Annotated in this window: 13 protein-coding genes; 12 read left to right on the plus strand and 1 reads right to left on the minus strand. The window is 70.3% G+C overall.

The window, feature by feature from the left end:
- Positions 1-807: 807 nt before the first annotated feature.
- Complete coding sequence (locus tag ACFPZ3_RS24835) at positions 808-1,764, minus strand: anti-sigma factor RsbA family regulatory protein (protein WP_379516610.1); 957 nt, start codon at positions 1,762-1,764, stop codon at positions 808-810.
- Between the two features lie 867 nt (positions 1,765-2,631).
- Between ACFPZ3_RS24835 and ACFPZ3_RS24840 the strand changes: the two genes are divergently transcribed.
- The 12 genes from ACFPZ3_RS24840 to ACFPZ3_RS24895 all read left to right on the plus strand — a co-directional run bounded on the left by ACFPZ3_RS24840 (position 2,632) and on the right by ACFPZ3_RS24895 (position 15,810).
- Entirely contained in the window at positions 2,632-3,066 is a 435-nt protein-coding gene (locus tag ACFPZ3_RS24840) for a GNAT family N-acetyltransferase (protein WP_379516611.1), read from the plus strand.
- A 134-nt stretch (positions 3,067-3,200) separates the two neighbouring features.
- On the plus strand, positions 3,201-4,226 hold the full coding sequence (locus ACFPZ3_RS24845; protein ID WP_379516612.1) for a LacI family DNA-binding transcriptional regulator: 1,026 nt from the start codon (positions 3,201-3,203) through the stop codon (positions 4,224-4,226).
- Positions 4,223-5,575 (plus strand): ABC transporter substrate-binding protein, encoded by a 1,353-nt coding sequence (locus ACFPZ3_RS24850; protein WP_379516613.1) that lies wholly within the window; start codon positions 4,223-4,225, stop codon positions 5,573-5,575. Before ACFPZ3_RS24845 ends, ACFPZ3_RS24850 begins: the two co-directional genes overlap by 4 nt.
- On the plus strand, positions 5,572-6,453 hold the full coding sequence (locus tag ACFPZ3_RS24855) for a carbohydrate ABC transporter permease (RefSeq protein WP_379516614.1): 882 nt from the start codon (positions 5,572-5,574) through the stop codon (positions 6,451-6,453). The genes ACFPZ3_RS24850 and ACFPZ3_RS24855 overlap by 4 nt, the downstream gene beginning before the upstream one ends.
- Positions 6,450-7,337 (plus strand): carbohydrate ABC transporter permease, encoded by an 888-nt coding sequence (locus ACFPZ3_RS24860; protein ID WP_379516615.1) that lies wholly within the window; start codon positions 6,450-6,452, stop codon positions 7,335-7,337. Before ACFPZ3_RS24855 ends, ACFPZ3_RS24860 begins: the two co-directional genes overlap by 4 nt.
- Entirely contained in the window at positions 7,334-9,427 is a 2,094-nt protein-coding gene (locus tag ACFPZ3_RS24865) for a beta-galactosidase (RefSeq protein WP_379516616.1), read from the plus strand. Before ACFPZ3_RS24860 ends, ACFPZ3_RS24865 begins: the two co-directional genes overlap by 4 nt.
- A 163-nt stretch (positions 9,428-9,590) precedes the next feature.
- Entirely contained in the window at positions 9,591-10,376 is a 786-nt protein-coding gene (locus ACFPZ3_RS24870; protein WP_379516617.1) for a hypothetical protein, read from the plus strand.
- Complete coding sequence (locus ACFPZ3_RS24875; RefSeq protein ID WP_379516618.1) at positions 10,376-12,079, plus strand: peptidoglycan-binding protein; 1,704 nt, start codon at positions 10,376-10,378, stop codon at positions 12,077-12,079. Before ACFPZ3_RS24870 ends, ACFPZ3_RS24875 begins: the two co-directional genes overlap by 1 nt.
- Positions 12,072-12,746, plus strand: coding sequence for an ABC transporter ATP-binding protein (locus ACFPZ3_RS24880; RefSeq protein ID WP_379516619.1), 675 nt, complete (start codon positions 12,072-12,074; stop codon positions 12,744-12,746). The genes ACFPZ3_RS24875 and ACFPZ3_RS24880 overlap by 8 nt, the downstream gene beginning before the upstream one ends.
- 2 nt (positions 12,747-12,748) lie before the next feature.
- On the plus strand, positions 12,749-13,924 hold the full coding sequence (locus tag ACFPZ3_RS24885) for an ABC transporter permease (protein WP_379516620.1): 1,176 nt from the start codon (positions 12,749-12,751) through the stop codon (positions 13,922-13,924).
- Between the two features lie 15 nt (positions 13,925-13,939).
- On the plus strand, positions 13,940-14,608 hold the full coding sequence (gene cseB / locus ACFPZ3_RS24890) for a two-component system response regulator CseB (RefSeq protein ID WP_379516621.1): 669 nt from the start codon (positions 13,940-13,942) through the stop codon (positions 14,606-14,608).
- The gene (locus ACFPZ3_RS24895; RefSeq protein WP_379516622.1) at positions 14,605-15,810 is read left to right on the plus strand and encodes a sensor histidine kinase; all 1,206 of its coding nucleotides are present in this window, start codon (positions 14,605-14,607) and stop codon (positions 15,808-15,810) included. The genes cseB and ACFPZ3_RS24895 overlap by 4 nt, the downstream gene beginning before the upstream one ends.
- Positions 15,811-15,825 lie beyond the last annotated feature (15 nt).

Here is a 15,825-nt window from a genome sequence, read left to right on the forward strand (position 1 = left end):
CTGCTCAGGGCGATGGAGGAGCCGCGCCATCACCAGGCGACGGAGGAGCCGCGCCTTCACCAGGGAACGGAGAAGCCGCGCCTACATCGGGTGACGGAGACGCGGCGCTGCCTCAGGGCGACGGAGCCGCCGCGCCTGCTCAGAGCGACGAAGACATCGCGTCTTCACGGGACGACGGAAACTCCGCGGTGCCTCGGAAGGCCGCGCCCGCCTCACGGGGCGCCGACACCGCGATCAGTCAGGCCGGCGGCGGGTTACTGGTACTGAGCGCCATCGCGGCCACGGTCGCCTTGCTGGGGGCAGCGGCCCGGGTGGCGACCAGACTCGGTTCGCCCTCACCCGCCGCGGCGGCACAGCACATCGGTCATATCGAACGTGAAATGGCGGACTGCGGCCACCTCAGCCACGCCCCTCCTGTCACGAATGACATCACCGGCGAGCACCTTCGCGGCGGTAAGGGATGGCGATGGCGGCGGGGTCCGTAGAGACGCTCTGACACGCGCACGCCAACGGCGATTCCGGCCAAGGCACCGCCACTGAGCAGAGCTCGGAACCAGCCAGGCTACGGCAGTTCGGGCGGGAACGGCAGTTCGGGAGCTACGGCAGCTCAGGCAGGGTCGGCAGCTCAGAGGACGACGACAGCCCAGGCGGAACCGGACGCCCAGCTGGAAGCGGCGGTGGCTTAAGCGAATGCGGCGGCTCGGGCAGGAGTGGCAGGTCAGGGGGCAACGGCAGCTCGGGTGGAAGCGGCGGTTTAGCGAATATGGCGGCTCGGGCAGGAGTGGCAGCTCAGGGGGTGACGGCAGTTCAGGCGGGAGACATGCGTAGGCGGATTTGGGTGCCGTGGTCGCCGGCAACGTTGGTGCGGATTTCTACCAGTTCGCACAACTGGCGTACCACCCACAGGCCCTGGCCGCGTGGAGCGGCGGGGGAGGGCGGCAGGTAGCCGGGATAGGGAACCTCCATCCGGCCGGGATCGGTGACGTCGCACACGAGGTGTTCGCCGTCGGCCCAGAGCTGGACCCGGCCGTGGCCGCCACCATGCTCCAGGGCGTTGGCGGCCAGTTCGCTGACGGCCAGCAGCAGCCGCTCGACCTGCTCGACCGGCAGAGCCAGCAGCTTGGCGTACACGGTGAGCTGATTGCGCATCAGCCGCAGGTCGTCGTCGAAGGCGATGTTCAGAGTGTCGGCGGGCGGGGGCGGCAGTGGCAGGTGGTCGTCGGCGCAGGTGAAGGCGTCCGGTTCGGTATAGGCGATGCTCCTGTACGCCCCGGCGCCGGACAGCAGGTGGGGGTGGGTGCGGTGGGCATCCGCCACAACCCCTCTGGGCAGGGCCCGCGCAGCGTACGGGCACACGATCCAGACCGGGCGGTCGGCGAACGCGGCGTTGAGCACCGACTCGTACCGCGTCCATTCGGCTGTCTCGGCCGGACCGCGGTCCTGCCAGACCGGCTCTCCGAGGATGCGCACGCGGCGGTGCGCCGTCCCGTGGGTGTCGACGTAGCGGTTGTACGCGGCCAGTGCCCGGCCCGGCGCGTCGTACCAGCGGCGAGAGTCGGCGAACTCGACCCCGGCCACCGCGGCGCTCAGCGACTCGATGTTCTCCGGGGTGGTCACCACCAGCACCTTCTCGTCGGCGGCCAGCCCGTCGCGGCAGAACGGGACAGCCCCGGCCAGGAACTCCTCCGTGCTGCGGTAGATCAGCGCATGATGGCTCAGCTCGGGTCCGGTGGCCAGCGGCTTGCCGGCGAGGCCGGTGTTCATGCGGAAACCACGATCATCAGACGTACCACGTCGTCCCGGGGTTGGTCACGCACCCGCAGACGATGAGTGGCGGCGTTGTGCGGCCCGTCGCCCCGGAACAATTCTTCCAGCACGGGCGCATCACATCCCGTATGTCTCACGGCCAGATGCTACAAGCGCACATATCGGTAGAAAAGGAGCGAGTCGGTTAGCTCCTGACTGACTCTCGGCGTAGCAGGGGCGTGCGGCGTCATAGCCGGTCGGCTGAAGCTCGGAACTCTGGCCGGTCACCCCCGCCGACCGGCAACGTCGCCCACCTGGCCCGCTTCTGCACAGCTCGCTTCTGCGTGGCTCGTTTCTGCGCTGCCTGCCTGGCTCGCTTCTGCGTGGCTCGCTTCTGAGCGGCCCGCGTGGCTCGTTTCTGCGCGGACCCGCGTGGCCCGCTTCTGCGTCGCCGCCTCTGCGCGGCCTGCCTGGCCTGCTTCTGCGCCGACCACCCCCCAGGTCGCCGTGCGGTTGCGTGGCGCGCACGCCGAGGGTGGCGCCGGATCACGTGCATCGGCTTCACGACGGCGGCCTTGACCTGGCCTTCCTGCAGTTCGCTAACCTGATGCCGGAGCCGGCGCTGTGCCCGATTGCGACCGAGCCCGTGTTGCCGGGCCTGCCACCGTGGCCTCCCGCTCGCCCCGGGCACCGCCGTCGGCCTGGCTGACCTTGCAGGCGAGACGACGATCGACTTCCCGCCCACCTGGGGCGTCAGGTCCGCGGTGGACCGGCAGGAACCGGCACGCGCCCGCTCAGCCCGGTGAGTCACGCCTTTCCGCGACCGAACCCCGGCAGGCACCACCGATCACAGGTGTCCGTACCTGCCCTTATAGAGTCATCTAGGTGGTAATCATCGCTCGAGAGGCTTCGTTCGACGAAGCTGAGATCTTCGAACTGTACGACTCGGTCGGCTGGGACATCTGGACGCGGGACATCGCCAAGGTCTGCAGGAGCCTGGCGAAGTCCCATCTCGTCATCACCGCCAGAGACGAGTCCGGGCACCTCCTCGGCCTCGCGCGGACGGTGTCGGACGACGAGACGATCTGCTACGTCCAGGAAGTGCTGGTCGACAAGAGGTCCCAGGGGCAGGGCGTCGGGCGGCGGCTGATGGAGCACCTGATGGAGCGCTACGCGCACTGCCGCTACTTCATCCTGACGACCGATCACGAGTCCACCCCGGACGGCGCCGCCAACCACGCCTTCTACCGGCGGGTCGGGCTGATCGAGCACCACGAGCAGGGGCTGTCGGGCTTCGGGCGGCGGGTGGACAACTCTTGAGCGCATGAAATGTCCGTGAAACGCGCTCTTGACAAGCGGCGAGCCGGACAGGCACGGTAGGGGAACTCCACGCCTGACTACGTAGTCAGGCATACGGTCCTGTCTGACTACGTAGTCAGACAGAAGGAGCCCTGATGCCTGAAGCCAAGCGCCGCCCCCCTCGGAGCACCGACGTCGCCCGGTTGGCGGGCGTGTCCCAGAAGACGGTCTCCCGCGTGCTCAACGGCGAGCCGTACGTGAGCGATGAGGTTCGTGGGCGGGTGCTGGCGGCGGCGCGCGAGCTCGGATACCGGCGCAACACCGCGGCCAGGGCACTCCACCTGGGCCGGTTCCACCGCATTGGCGTCGTCTCGCTCGGTACCTCTCTGTATGGCCCGTCCGCCCTGCTGATCGCCTTGGAACGGCGAGCCAGGGAGATCGGATACGCGTTCACCGTCGTCAACACCCTCGAAGGAGAGGAAGGCGGCGTCATGAAGGCCGTCGAATCCCTCCTCGGGCAGGGCGTGGACGGCATCGTGCTGTCCGAGCCGATCGACGAGGACCAGGTGCTGCGGATCGACCCGGAAGTCCCGGTGCTCAGCTTCGGCGCGCTCCCCGGCCTCGATGGTCCCCGGGTGGTGATCACCGGCGCTTCCGGCGAGGGGGTGGGCAGGCGGGCCACTGAGCACCTGCTCGACCTGGGCCACACGACCGTCTGGCACGTCGCCGGGCCGGAGCGGTGGTTCGCCTCGCGGGACCGCGTGCGCGGCTGGCGCGAGGCGCTGGCGGCCGCCGGCGTCGCCGAGCCGCCGCCGCTGGTAGGCGACTGGTCTCCGGCGTCCGGGTATGCGGCGGGCCTGATCCTTGCGGTGAACCCGGAGGTCACGGCCGTGTTCGTGGCCAACGACGAGATGGCGATCGGCGTGCTGCGCGCCCTGGCCGAGTCCGGGCGCGCGGTGCCCGAACAGGTCAGCGTGGTCGGAGTGGACGACATTCCGTCCGCGGCGTACCTGTCACCGCCCTTGACCACAGTCCCCCAGGACTTCCACGAGGTCGCCGCGCACGGCCTGGACCTGCTGGTCGAACAGATCGAGAACGAGCCAGGATCGGCGACCCACGACGACCTGCCAGCGCGCCTCGTGGTGCGCCAGTCAACCGCACCCCCCAAGGAGCAGACATGACCCTGCGACGAACCCCGTGGCTCGCCGGAACGGCCGCCGCCACCCTCTTCCTCGCCGGCTGCGCCGGTGGAACCCAGCCGGCCGCCGACAAGCCGCCGGGTGCCGTCGGGCAGACCGACGTCGACAAGGCCATGCGGACGCCGACCGAGCTCACGTTCTGGACGTGGGTCCCGGACATCGAGAAGGAGGTGGCGCTGTTCGAGAAGAAGTACCCCGCCATCGACGTCAAGGTGGTCAACGCCGGACAGGGCGAGCCGCAGTACACCAAGCTCCGCACCGCGCTCAAGGCGGGCAGCGGCGCTCCCGACGTGGTGCAGATCGAGTTCCAGTACATCCCGACCTTCACCATCACCGGCAGCCTGCTCGACCTGCGCCCGTACGGCGGCGAGGCGCTGAAGGACACCTTCGCCGAGTGGACCTGGGGACAGGTGACGGGCAAGAACGGCGAGGTCTGGGCGGTCCCGCAGGACAGCGGGCCGATGGGCATGTTGTATCGCGCCGACATCTTCGACAAGCACGGCATCGAGCCCCCGAAGACCTGGGAGGAGTTCGCGGCCGCGGCCAGGAAGCTGCACGCCGCCGACCCGGACGTCTACCTGACGAACCTCGCCTCCAACCAGAACGGCGCCTGGATGGGGTTGCTCTGGCAGGCCGGCGGCAAACCGTTCCAGATGACGGCGGCCGACCAGATCAGTGTCAAGGCCAATGACGCGGCGGCCAAGAAGCTCGCGGCGTACTGGGGCGGCCTGGTCAAGGAGGGCGTCGTCTCGACCGACCCCGACTTCACCGACCAGTGGTACCAGGCGCTCAACAAGGGCAAGTACGCCACCTGGCTGACCGCCGCGTGGGGGCCGGTGTTCCTGTCGGCCAGCGCCAAGGAGACCAGCGGCAAGTGGCGGGCCGCGCCGCTGCCGCAGTGGGCGGCGGGGGAGAACAAGGCCGGCAACTGGGGCGGCTCCACCAGCGCCGTCATCAAGACCACCAAGAACCCGATCGCCGCGGCCGAGTTCGCCAAGTTCCTCAACACCGATCCCGAGTCGACGAAGATGATGGCGACCGAGCAGTTCCTGTTCCCGCCGACCAAGGCGCTGCTGTCGGACAAGTCGTTCGTCGAGCAGAAGCCGGAGTTCTACGGCGGCCAGACCGTCAACAAGACCTTCGCCGAGATCAGCGACACCGTCGCGAAGGACTTCACCTGGCCGCCGTTCCTGGACCAGACGGTCAACGACTGGGACGAGACCGTGGGCAAGTCCCTGGCCGACAAGGGCGACGTCTCCGCCGCGCTCGACCAGTGGCAGCAGCGGATCACCACGTACGCCGAGAGCCAGGGCTTCAAGGTCTCCCAGTGAGCGCAGTGAACCGCCGCAGAGCCAGGGCCGGCTACCTCTTCGTGGCGCCGTTCCTGCTCGTCTTCGTCGCCATGCTGATCGTGCCGCTGGCCTACGCCGGCTACCTGAGCCTGTTCAGGGAGCAGCTGATCGGCGGCACCACGTTCGTCGGACTGGACAACTACGTGCGGGCGCTGGGCGACGAGCGGCTGCTCGACGGCGTGCTCAGGGTGGGGAAGTTCTTCCTCATCCAGGTCCCGCTCATGTTGCTGCTCGGGCTGTTCTTCGCGCTCGCGCTGGACAGCGGCATGTTGTGGTTGTCGCGGTTCATCCGGCTGGGCGTCTTCGTCCCCTACGCGGTGCCCAGCGTGGTGGCCGCGCTGATGTGGGGCTACCTGTACGGCCCCGAGTTCGGCCCGATCGCCCAGCTCGCCGGGACCCTCGGCCTGCCCGCCCCGAACCTGCTCAGCGGCGACCTGATGCTCGGCTCGATCGCCAACATCGTCACCTGGGAGTTCGCCGGCTACAACATGATCATCCTGTACGCCGCACTCCGCGCGATCCCGTCCGAACTGTACGAGGCGGCGGCCGTGGACGGCGCCGGGGCCTGGCGCACCGCGTGGAGCGTGAAGATCCCCGCGCTGCGGTCCGCCCTGCTCATGGCGCTCATCTTCTCGGTCATCGGCAGCTTCCAGCTCTTCAACGAGCCACAACTGATGCAGCGCCTGGCGCCGAACGTCATCGACAGCTCCTACACGCCCAACCTGTACGCCTACTCACTCGCCTTCACCAGCCAGGACGTCAACTACGCGGCGGCCGTGTCGTTCCTGCTCGGCCTGGTCATCGTCGCGGTCTCCTACGTCGTCCAGCTCGCCGTCAACCGCAGGAGGACGCCATGACCACCACAACGACGGAGCCGGTCAAGGCGGTGGGAGGCGGCCATCGGCGCAGCACATTACTCACCTTGGGCATGCTGGCCTTCCTCATCTACTTCCTGCTGCCGCTGTTCTGGCTGGTCGTGGCCTCGACGAAGAACATGGGCGACCTGTTCTCCAGCTTCGGGCTCTGGTTCGCCGACGACTTCTCCCTGCCGGAGAACCTGCGGCGGGTGTTCACCGCCCAGGACGGCGTGTACGGCCGGTGGTTGCTCAACACGGCCTTCTACGCGGTGGTGAGCGCCGGCGGGGCGGCGGTGCTGGCGGCGCTGGGCGGCTACGGGTTCGCCAAGTTCGGCTTCCGCGGCAACAAGGCGCTGTTCGGCCTGGTGCTGGGCGCGATCATGGTGCCGAGCACGGCGCTGGCCATCCCGACGTACCTGATCTTCGCGAGGATCGGGCTGGTCAACACGCCGTGGGCGATCATCCTGCCCTCGCTGGTGAACCCGTTCGGCCTTTACCTGATGCGGATCTACGCCGAGGAAGCCGTGCCCGACAGCCTTCTGGAGGCGGCCCGCATCGACGGCGCGGGCGAGTTCCGCATCTTCCGCCGGGTGGTGCTGCGGCTGCTCGCCCCCGGCTTCGTGACCGTGCTGCTGTTCACCCTGGTCGCCACCTGGAACAACTATTTCCTGCCGCTGATCATGCTCAACGACCCGTCGTTGTACCCGGTCACCGTCGGCCTGGCCAACTGGGCCTCGCAGGCCACGGTGGCCGGAGGCAGCGGCGACGTCATCCCCCTCGTCGTCACCGGCTCACTGCTGTCGATCATCCCCCTGGTCGCGGCGTTCCTGATGCTGCAGCGTTACTGGCAGAGCGGGCTCGCCACCGGAGGGGTCAAACAATGAAGGGAACACCTGTGCCGCGAGTGCTCTTCGGCGCCGCCTACTACCCCGAATACCACCCTGCCGACCTGCTGAAGACCGACCTGGACCTGATGGCCGAGGCCCGCTTCTCGGTGATCAGGGTCGGCGAGTCCGTCTGGTCCACCTGGGAGCCGGAGAACGGCCGCTTCAACCTCGACTGGCTCCAGCCGACCCTGGACGGCGCGCACGAGCGCGGCATCTCCGTCATCCTGGGCACGCCGACGTACGCGGTGCCGCCGTGGCTGGCCCGGCTCTACCCGGAGATCGCGGGGGAGCGCCGCACCGGGGAACGCATCGGGTGGGGCGGCCGGCAGGAGATGGACTTCACCCACCCGGCCTACCGCTTCCACGCCGAGCGGATCATCCGGCGCGTCGTCGAGCGGTACGCCGGCCACCCCGCGATCATCGGCTACCAGGTCGACAACGAGCCAGGCCCAGAACTGCTCCACAACCACGGCGTCTTCCAGCGGTTCACCGACCACCTGCGCGACCGCTACGGCGAGGTGGAGACGCTGAACCGGGAATGGGGCCTGGTCTACTGGTCGCACCGGTTGTCGACCTGGGCCGACCTGTGGACGCCCGACGGCAACGCCCAGCCCCAATACGCGCAGGCGTGGCGGCGCTTCCAGGCCGAACAGGTCACCGAGTTCATCGACTGGCAGGCCGGCGTCGTCAGGGAGTACGCCGGCCCCGGGCAGTTCGTCACCACCTGCATCTCCTACGACCGGCCGGGGGTGGCCGACGAGGAGCTGACCCGTGGGCTCGACGTCACCGCGGGCAACCCGTACTACGCCATGCAGGACGGCCTCGCGCTGCCCGCGCCGCAACACGCGCCGCAGCACTGGACCTCGCACGACACGTGGGCGCTCTACCACAGCGCCGACCGGATGTACTCCTCCCGTCAGGAGCCGTTCCTCGTCACCGAGACCAACGCGCAGGCCATCGGCTCGTCCTGGATCAACCAGCCCGCCTACGTCGGGCAGTGGCGGCAGGCCGCCTGGACGCTGGTCTCGCGCGGGGCTTCCATGATCGAGTACTGGCAGTGGCGCACGCTGGTCTTCGGCACCGAGACGTACTGGGGCGGTGTGCTGCCGCACAGCGGGCGGCCGGGGCGGGCGTACCGGGAGATCGCCCGCATCGGCGCCGAGCTGGAGAGCGCCGGTGAGCTGGTCACGGGTCTGACCCCCGACGCCGACGTGGCGATGCTCTACTCCACGCCCAGCAAGTGGGCGCTGGCCGCCCAGCCCGCGCTGGCCCGGCCGGACGGCGGCCCCGATCAGCGGTCCTACCAGGGCATCTTCGAGCCGTTCTACCGAGGCGCGTTCGACGCGGGACTCCAGACGCGGGTCCTGCACACCGCCCAGGCCGTGGCGGAGGAACCGGCCGCGCTCGCCGCGCGCCACCCCGTGCTGGTCGCCGCCGGGTTGTACGCCGCCGACGACGCCACGCTGACCTGGCTGCGGGCGTACGCGGAGGCCGGTGGCCATCTGGTCGTCGGGCCGCGTAGCTGTTACGCCGACCACGAGGCCCGCGCCCGCCGCCAGGTCCAGCCCGCCGGGCTCGCCGACGCCGCCGGCGCCTGGTACGACGAGTTCAGCAACCTGCCCGCTGAGCTGCCCGTCCACGCGCCATCCGGCTCACCGCTGGAGCTGCCGCAGGACGCGGCCGGCACCCGCTGGGCGGACGGCGTACAGGCGGACGGCGCGGAGGTGCTGGCCGGTTACCAGCACCCGCACTTCGGCCAGTTCGCGGCCGTCACCACCCACCCCCACGGACAGGGCCGCGTCACCTACGTGGGCACCGTCCCCAACCCGGCCCTGGCCGAGGCCCTCTTCCGGTGGCTCGTGCCCGACGCGGGACCCTGGACGGCCCTGCCGCCCGGCGTCACCTCGACCGGCGCCACCGCCGCGGACGGGCGGCGGCTGCGCTTCCTGCACAACTGGACGTGGGAGGCGACGACGGTGCGGGCGCCGGTCGCGGTGCGCGACGTGCTCGGCGACGGCGCCCACGCGCCCGGCGACGCACTGCCGCTCGGCCCGTGGGACGTCCGCGTGCTCGTCGAAGCGCCCTGACGCCCCGGCGTCGATACCCACCTGACGCCCCGGCGTCGATACCCAGTGGATACAAAGCTGAGCGGCCGCTGATACGCGGCCAATACCGAGCGGACGAACAAGGACTCCAAAGTGGCCACGGTGTCGTGCAGAGCGGCACGAGCCGACCGAGAAGGAGTCCTCGATGCGTGTGCTGGTGTGCGGTCTGCTGGGTCTGGCGGTGCTGACCGGCTGCGGGCAGGCCCCGGCCGCCGTGGCCGACAACGGCGGTGCCACGGTGGACAAGGCCAGGGAGCGGGAGACGGTCATCGCCACCTGCATGAAGCAGAAGGGCTTCACCTACACCCCCTCGGTCAGCACCCCCGAGAAGTCCGACGCGAACCCCGCCGACTACGCCGCGATGAAGGCGGACCGTGGCAAGAACGGCTTCGGCGTTTTCTCCGCCGTCGTCTATCCGAAGCCGCCGGAGACGCGGGCGCCGGACCCCAACCAGGCGACGATCGACACGCTCTCCGGCGCCAGGCGGGAGGCCTACCTCAAGATCATGAACGAGTGCCGGGTCACGGCGCTCCGGCAGGTGGACGGCCTGAAGGTCACCTCGGTCGCCGACTATCAGGACCAGATGAGCACGGAGATCGAGAACATCGACAAGGATCTCGACGCCGACCCCAAGCTCCTGGAGCTGGCCGCGCCGTTCGCCGAGTGCCTGAAGTCCGAAGGCGAGCGGGTGACCTCCGCGAAGCCGCTGGCGCTGAGCGTGCGCGGCATCGAGGTGTGGATGGAGCAGTCCGAGCAGCTCGGCAAGACGGGCAAGGTCACGGCGGTGGCGGCCAGGCCGTACCTCGCCAAGGAGATCAGGTCGGCGCTGGTCGACCTGGAGTGCGGCAAGGACTTCTACGCGGCCTTCCTCCCCCTGCAGAAGCGGCTCACCAACGAGGCCAGGGTGAAGTACGGGTTCCAAGAGCGGTGATGCGCACCCCGCGCGGCAAGCTGCTGCTCGTCTCGGCCGTGGTCCTGGTGGTCGCGGGAACCGGCTGGGGAGTGGGCACCCTGCTGCGCTCTCCGGCCGACGAGGCGGCGGCGCGCAAACCGCCCAAGCCATCGCTGGTCACCGCCGCGGTCGAGCGGCGCGAGCTGGTCGCCACCGTCGTGGCCAACGGCACGCTGGAGTACGGCTCGCCGCATCCGGTGTCGCCGGCCGGGGTGGTGGGCGGCGAGGAAACCGCTCAGCGCGTCACCCGCGCTCCCCGCCGCGGCACCCTCGCGGAGGGCGCGGTGTTGATGGAGGTGAACGGACGCCCGGTGTTCGTCTTCTCCGGCACGGTGCCGATGCACCGCGGCATCGTCCCCGGCGCCGAGGGGGCCGATGTCAGGCAGTTGCAGAAGGCGCTGCGCAGGCTCGGCTACCGCGCGCCCGCTACCGGCGTGTTCGACCAGGCGACCATCGCCGCGGTGTCGCGCTTCTACGCCAAGCGGGGCTACGAGGCGCAGCAACCCACCTTGGAGCTGCGGCAGAAGCGCGACGACCTGCGCCGGGCCGTACGGACCGCGCAGGAAGTGCTCACGACCGAGCGCACGGCTCTCGACCAGGGCAAGGACGTGCTCCCGCTGAAAGTCAAGCTCGCCAACTCCCGGCAGGATCTGAAAGAGGCCGAACAGGCGTGGAAGAGCGCGCAGGGGCAGGACCACACCACCGAGGACGAGGTCAAGGCCGAGGCCGCCGAGAGCGCCGTACGGGCGGCCGAGGAGAAACTGCTGGCGGCCAGGCAGGAGCTGGCCCAGGCCACCGCGACTCCCACCCCCGGTCTCACCCCCAGCCCTACCGCCGCTGTCACGTCCGCGCCGCCCGCCGACACCCGCCTGCTCGAACTCCGGGTCGCCAACGCCCGTGCGGATCTGGCCGCCGCCAGGTCGGCGCTGGAACGCGTACGGCAGGAGGCCGGAAGCGCGCGGGCCAAGCGGCTGACCGAGCTGGGGAAGAACGTCCGGGTGGCGCGCGAGGCCGTCGTCACGGCCGAGCAGGCGCTCAGGCAGGCCAGGCAGCTCTCGCCCGTCAAGCTGAAGGTGGCCAACGCCCAGAGCGACCTGGCCGCGGCACGGGCGCTGCTGGCCGAGTTCTCCAGGACCTACGGCACGTCCGTCCCGCCGGGAGAGGTCGTCTTCCTGCCCAAACTGCCCGCCCGCCTGCACAAGCCGACCGTCAAGGCGGGCGAGCTGGTGGAGGAGTCGGTCGCCACGGTGACCAGCTCCACCTTCGTGGTCTCGGGCTCGGTGGACGTGGCCGAGGCCGAGCGGCTGAAGACGGGTCTGAGCGCGGGCATCGAAACGGAGACGGGCAGGACCGTCCGCGGCACGGTGACCTCACTCGGCGGACGCGTCACGCAGGGCGCCATGCCGGTGACGATCACCCCTGCCTCGATGAAGGGCCTGAAACAGCTCGCCGGCGCGGCCGTCACGGTTCGCGTGACCATCGGCGCCACCGGCCAGGAGGTGCTGGTGGTCCCCGCCGCGGCGGTCGTCACCGCCGCCGACGGCAAGGCCCGGGTGCAGGTGGAGACCGCGCCCGACAGGACCAAGGAGGTCGAGGTACGCACCGGCCTGTCCGCCGACGGAGCCGTGGAGGTGACCGGCGACCTCAAGCCGGGCGACCAGGTGGTGATCAACAGTGCCTGAGCCGGTCATCCTGCTCGTCGACCTGACCAAGGAGTTCCCCGCCCACCCTCCCGTCAGGGCGCTCTCCGCGATCAACCTGAGAGTCGAAAAATCGGACTACGTCGCCATTGCTGGCCCCTCGGGGTCCGGGAAGTCCACCCTGCTCAACATGCTCGGTCTGCTCGACCGGCCGACCAGCGGCGGCTACCGGCTCGACGGCATCGAGACCACCGCGCTGAAGGACGGCGTGCGGACCACCATCCGCGGCAGCCGTATCGGCTTCGTCTTCCAGTCCTTCCACCTGTTGCCGCACCGCAGCGTACTGGAGAACGTCATGCTGGCCGAGGTCTACGGCGCGGCGCCGCGCGCCGGGCGGCGGGAACGCGCGACGCTGGCCCTGGAGCGGGTAGGCCTGTCGCACCGGACGAACTTCCCGCCCGGCCGGCTTTCCGGCGGTGAGCGGCAGCGCGCCGCCATCGCCCGCGCCCTCCTGGGCGAACCATCGTTGCTGCTGTGCGACGAACCCACCGGCAACCTCGACAGCAAGAACACCGACGCCGTGCTCGACCTGTTCGACGAGCTGCGCGCCCAGGGGATGACCATCGTGGTCATCACTCACGAGAGCGACGTGAGCGACCGGGCCGGGCGCCGGGTGCGCATCACCGACGGCGTTCTCACGGAGGAGTAGACGTGCACCCGCGCGACCTGCTGAACGAGGCGGTGGTGGGCCTGCTGGCCCGCCCGGTGCGCTCGGCGCTGACCACGCTGGGCACCGTGCTGGGCATCACCACGCTCGTGGTCACCCTGGGCATCGCCGCGACGGCGGGCAACCAGATCGTCGGCCGCTTCGACGAGCTGACCGCCACCTCCATCACGGTCGAGGTCCCCGAGCACCCCTTCCCCCTGGTCGACTGGGCCGACGTCAGCCGGGTGACCCGGCTGCGCGGGGTGGTCTCCGCCGCCGCGCTCGCCGAGTCGAAACAGAGCGCCAACCTCATCGTCCGCTCCAACGACATCGTGGATCCGGCCTGGGTCACCGACCAGACGCTGACCGTGCTCTCCAGCAGTCCCGGCCTGCCCGCCGCGGTCAAAGGCAGGATGATCGAGGGCCGCTACTTCGACGCCGGGCACATCGCCCGGGGGGACAAGGTCGCCGTCCTGGGCCGGCACGCGGCCGAGCTGCTGGGCATCACCCGGCTGACCCGGGCCCCGGCCGTCTTCATCGGCACTCAGGCCTACACCGTCATCGGGGTGCTCGGCGACCTGGAACGCGAGAAGAGCCTGGCGAGCGCGGTCCTGCTGCCGCCGTCGGCCGGCGAGCGCTACGGCCTGAGCACCGTGACCCGGGTCCTGGTCAACACCGGTCTCGGGGCCGCGGAGCTGATCGCCGAGCAGGCGCCGGCCGCGCTCAGCCCAGGCAACGAGGCCCTCCTCCAGGTCATCGCGCCACCCAGCCTCACCAGAGCGCGCGATGCGGTGGAAGGCGACGTCAACGCCCTCTTCCTGATCCTCGGGCTGGTCTCCTTGGTCGTCGGCGCGGTCGGCATCGCCAACGTCACGCTGGTGACCGTGATGGAGCGCGTCGCCGAGATCGGCCTGCGCCGCGCTCTCGGCGCGGCCCGCCGCCATATCGCGGCGCAGTTCCTGCTGGAGTCGACCCTCACCGGGCTGACCGGCGGCATCATCGGCGCTTCCGGTGGGATCGTGGTGATCGTCGTGATCTGCGCGGTCAAGCAGTGGACTCCGGTCATGGACGTCCGGCTGGCCGTCATGGCGCCGGCCGCCGGCGCCGTCGTCGGGCTGCTCGCGGGTCTGTATCCGGCCCTGCGTGCCGCGCGCATGGAACCGATCAACGCACTTCGGTAGATATGGTCCATTTTCATGACATCCCTGCTGCTCGTCGAAGATGACACGGTGATCCGCGCGTCGGTCAGCCTGGCGCTGGAACGCTACGGCTATCGGATGAGCACGGCGGCCGACGGGCTGAGCGGCCTGGAGGCGGCCCGGGCGGGCGGCCACGACCTGCTGCTGCTGGATGTGATGCTGCCCGGCCTGGACGGCATCAGCTTGTGCCGCAGGGTCCGGGAGACCAGTCAGGTGCCCATCCTGCTGATGTCGGCCCGCGGTGACGGCCTGGACATCGTCGCCGGGCTGGAGGGCGGCGCCGACGACTATGTGGTCAAACCGGTCGACCTGCCGGTGCTGGTGGCCAGGATCCGCTCGTTGCTGCGCCGGGCCACGACGGTGCAGGCCGCCGCGAGCGCGGTGCTCACCTTCGGCGAGCTGAGCATCGACGCCGGGGCGCTGGAGGTGCGGCGGGCCGGGCGACGCGTCGAGCTGAGCCCGACCGAGCTGCGGCTGCTGCTGGAGTTCGCCGCCCATCCCGGCATCGTGCTGGAACGGGCGACGTTGCTGCGTACCGTGTGGGACTACGGATGGGACGGTGACAGCCGCGTGGTCGACCTGTGCGTGCAGCGCCTGCGCAAGAAGATCGGCGCAGAGCGCATCGAGACGGTCCGCGGGTTCGGCTACAAGCTGAGCGTCACATGAATCCTGCCTCGCTGCGATGGAAGATCGCCGCCCTCGTCACGCTCGCCTGTGCCGTCGTCGCCGTCGTGGTCGGGCTCCTGGTGCACCGGGCGACCTGGCAGCGTGCCCTGGACATGGGCAAGGCCCGAGCCGAGGTGGCCATCGAGAAGTCACGGGCGCCCGACGACGTGGTGCACGTCGGGCAACTCCCTGACGATTTGGCAGCCCAGCTGCGGCCCGGCCGGCGGGTGGTCTGGTACGGGGTCGATCACCGCGACGAGCCGTGGATGTGGGCCGTCCAGCCGTATGGCGGCGACGGCCGCGAGGCGGTGAGCGTCCAGATCTCGATGGGTTCGGAACTCCTCAGCCTGTACGCGCTGGACCGCGACATGGCCAAGGCCGCGCTGCTCGCCCTGGCCGGGGTCGTGCCGCTGTCGGTGCTGGCGGCCGAGCTCCCGAACCGGCGGCTGCGGCGCATGGCCCGCACCGCCCGCCGGATCGCCGACGGCGACCTGACCGCTCGCACCGATGCGCGCGGCCGGGACGAGATCGCCGAGATCGGCGCCGGGCTCGACTCCATGGCCGCCAGCCTGCAACGGCGGCTGCTGGCCGAGCGGCGTTTCACGGCCGACGTCGCGCACGATCTGCGTACCCCGCTGATGGGGCTGCTGACCGCCGGCCAGCTGCTGCCCGACGGGGAGGCCACCGACATGGTCCGCGACCGGATCGGCGTGTTGCGCGGCCTGGTGGACGACCTGCTGGAGATCTCCCACCTGGACGCCGCCGGCGAAGAACCGGACCGGCAGCCGGTGCCGCTGGCCGACCTGGTACGCGAGTCGCTGCACCGCGTCGACGTGCCCGCCGACCTGCGCACTGTCGGTGATCATGGCGACGCGACGGCCGTCACCGACGCGCGCCGCCTGGAGCGCATCGTCGCCAACCTGCTCCTCAACGCCCGTGCGCACGGCGCCGCCCCGGTGACGGTCACCGTGCGCTCCCGTCAGATCGTCATCCGCGATCACGGCCCGGGTTTCCCGCCCGACCTGCTCGCGAACCTGAACAAGGGAGAGGCGCAGCGCTTCCGCACCGGACGGACCGAGCGCGGCGGCGGGCACGGCCTCGGCCTGACCATCGTGCTGGGCCACGCCCGCGTCATCGGGGCGACCCTCCGGTTCGCCAACCCGGCCGACGGCGGCGCGAGCGTCACCATCACCCTGCCCTGAAACATCCGGAACTGG

Source organism: Nonomuraea insulae (assembly GCF_042656245.1).

Coding starts and splice junctions, on each gene's coding strand:
- ACFPZ3_RS24870 (WP_379516617.1), top strand. CDS start 9,591: ATGCGTGTGCTGGTGTGCGGTCTGCTGGGTCTGGCGGTGCTGACCGGC.
- ACFPZ3_RS24835 (WP_379516610.1), bottom strand. CDS start 1,764: ATGAACACCGGCCTCGCCGGCAAGCCGCTGGCCACCGGACCCGAGCTG.
- ACFPZ3_RS24865 (WP_379516616.1), top strand. CDS start 7,334: ATGAAGGGAACACCTGTGCCGCGAGTGCTCTTCGGCGCCGCCTACTAC.
- ACFPZ3_RS24850 (WP_379516613.1), top strand. CDS start 4,223: ATGACCCTGCGACGAACCCCGTGGCTCGCCGGAACGGCCGCCGCCACC.
- ACFPZ3_RS24860 (WP_379516615.1), top strand. CDS start 6,450: ATGACCACCACAACGACGGAGCCGGTCAAGGCGGTGGGAGGCGGCCAT.
- ACFPZ3_RS24875 (WP_379516618.1), top strand. CDS start 10,376: ATGCGCACCCCGCGCGGCAAGCTGCTGCTCGTCTCGGCCGTGGTCCTG.
- ACFPZ3_RS24845 (WP_379516612.1), top strand. CDS start 3,201: ATGCCTGAAGCCAAGCGCCGCCCCCCTCGGAGCACCGACGTCGCCCGG.
- ACFPZ3_RS24895 (WP_379516622.1), top strand. CDS start 14,605: ATGAATCCTGCCTCGCTGCGATGGAAGATCGCCGCCCTCGTCACGCTC.
- cseB (WP_379516621.1), top strand. CDS start 13,940: ATGACATCCCTGCTGCTCGTCGAAGATGACACGGTGATCCGCGCGTCG.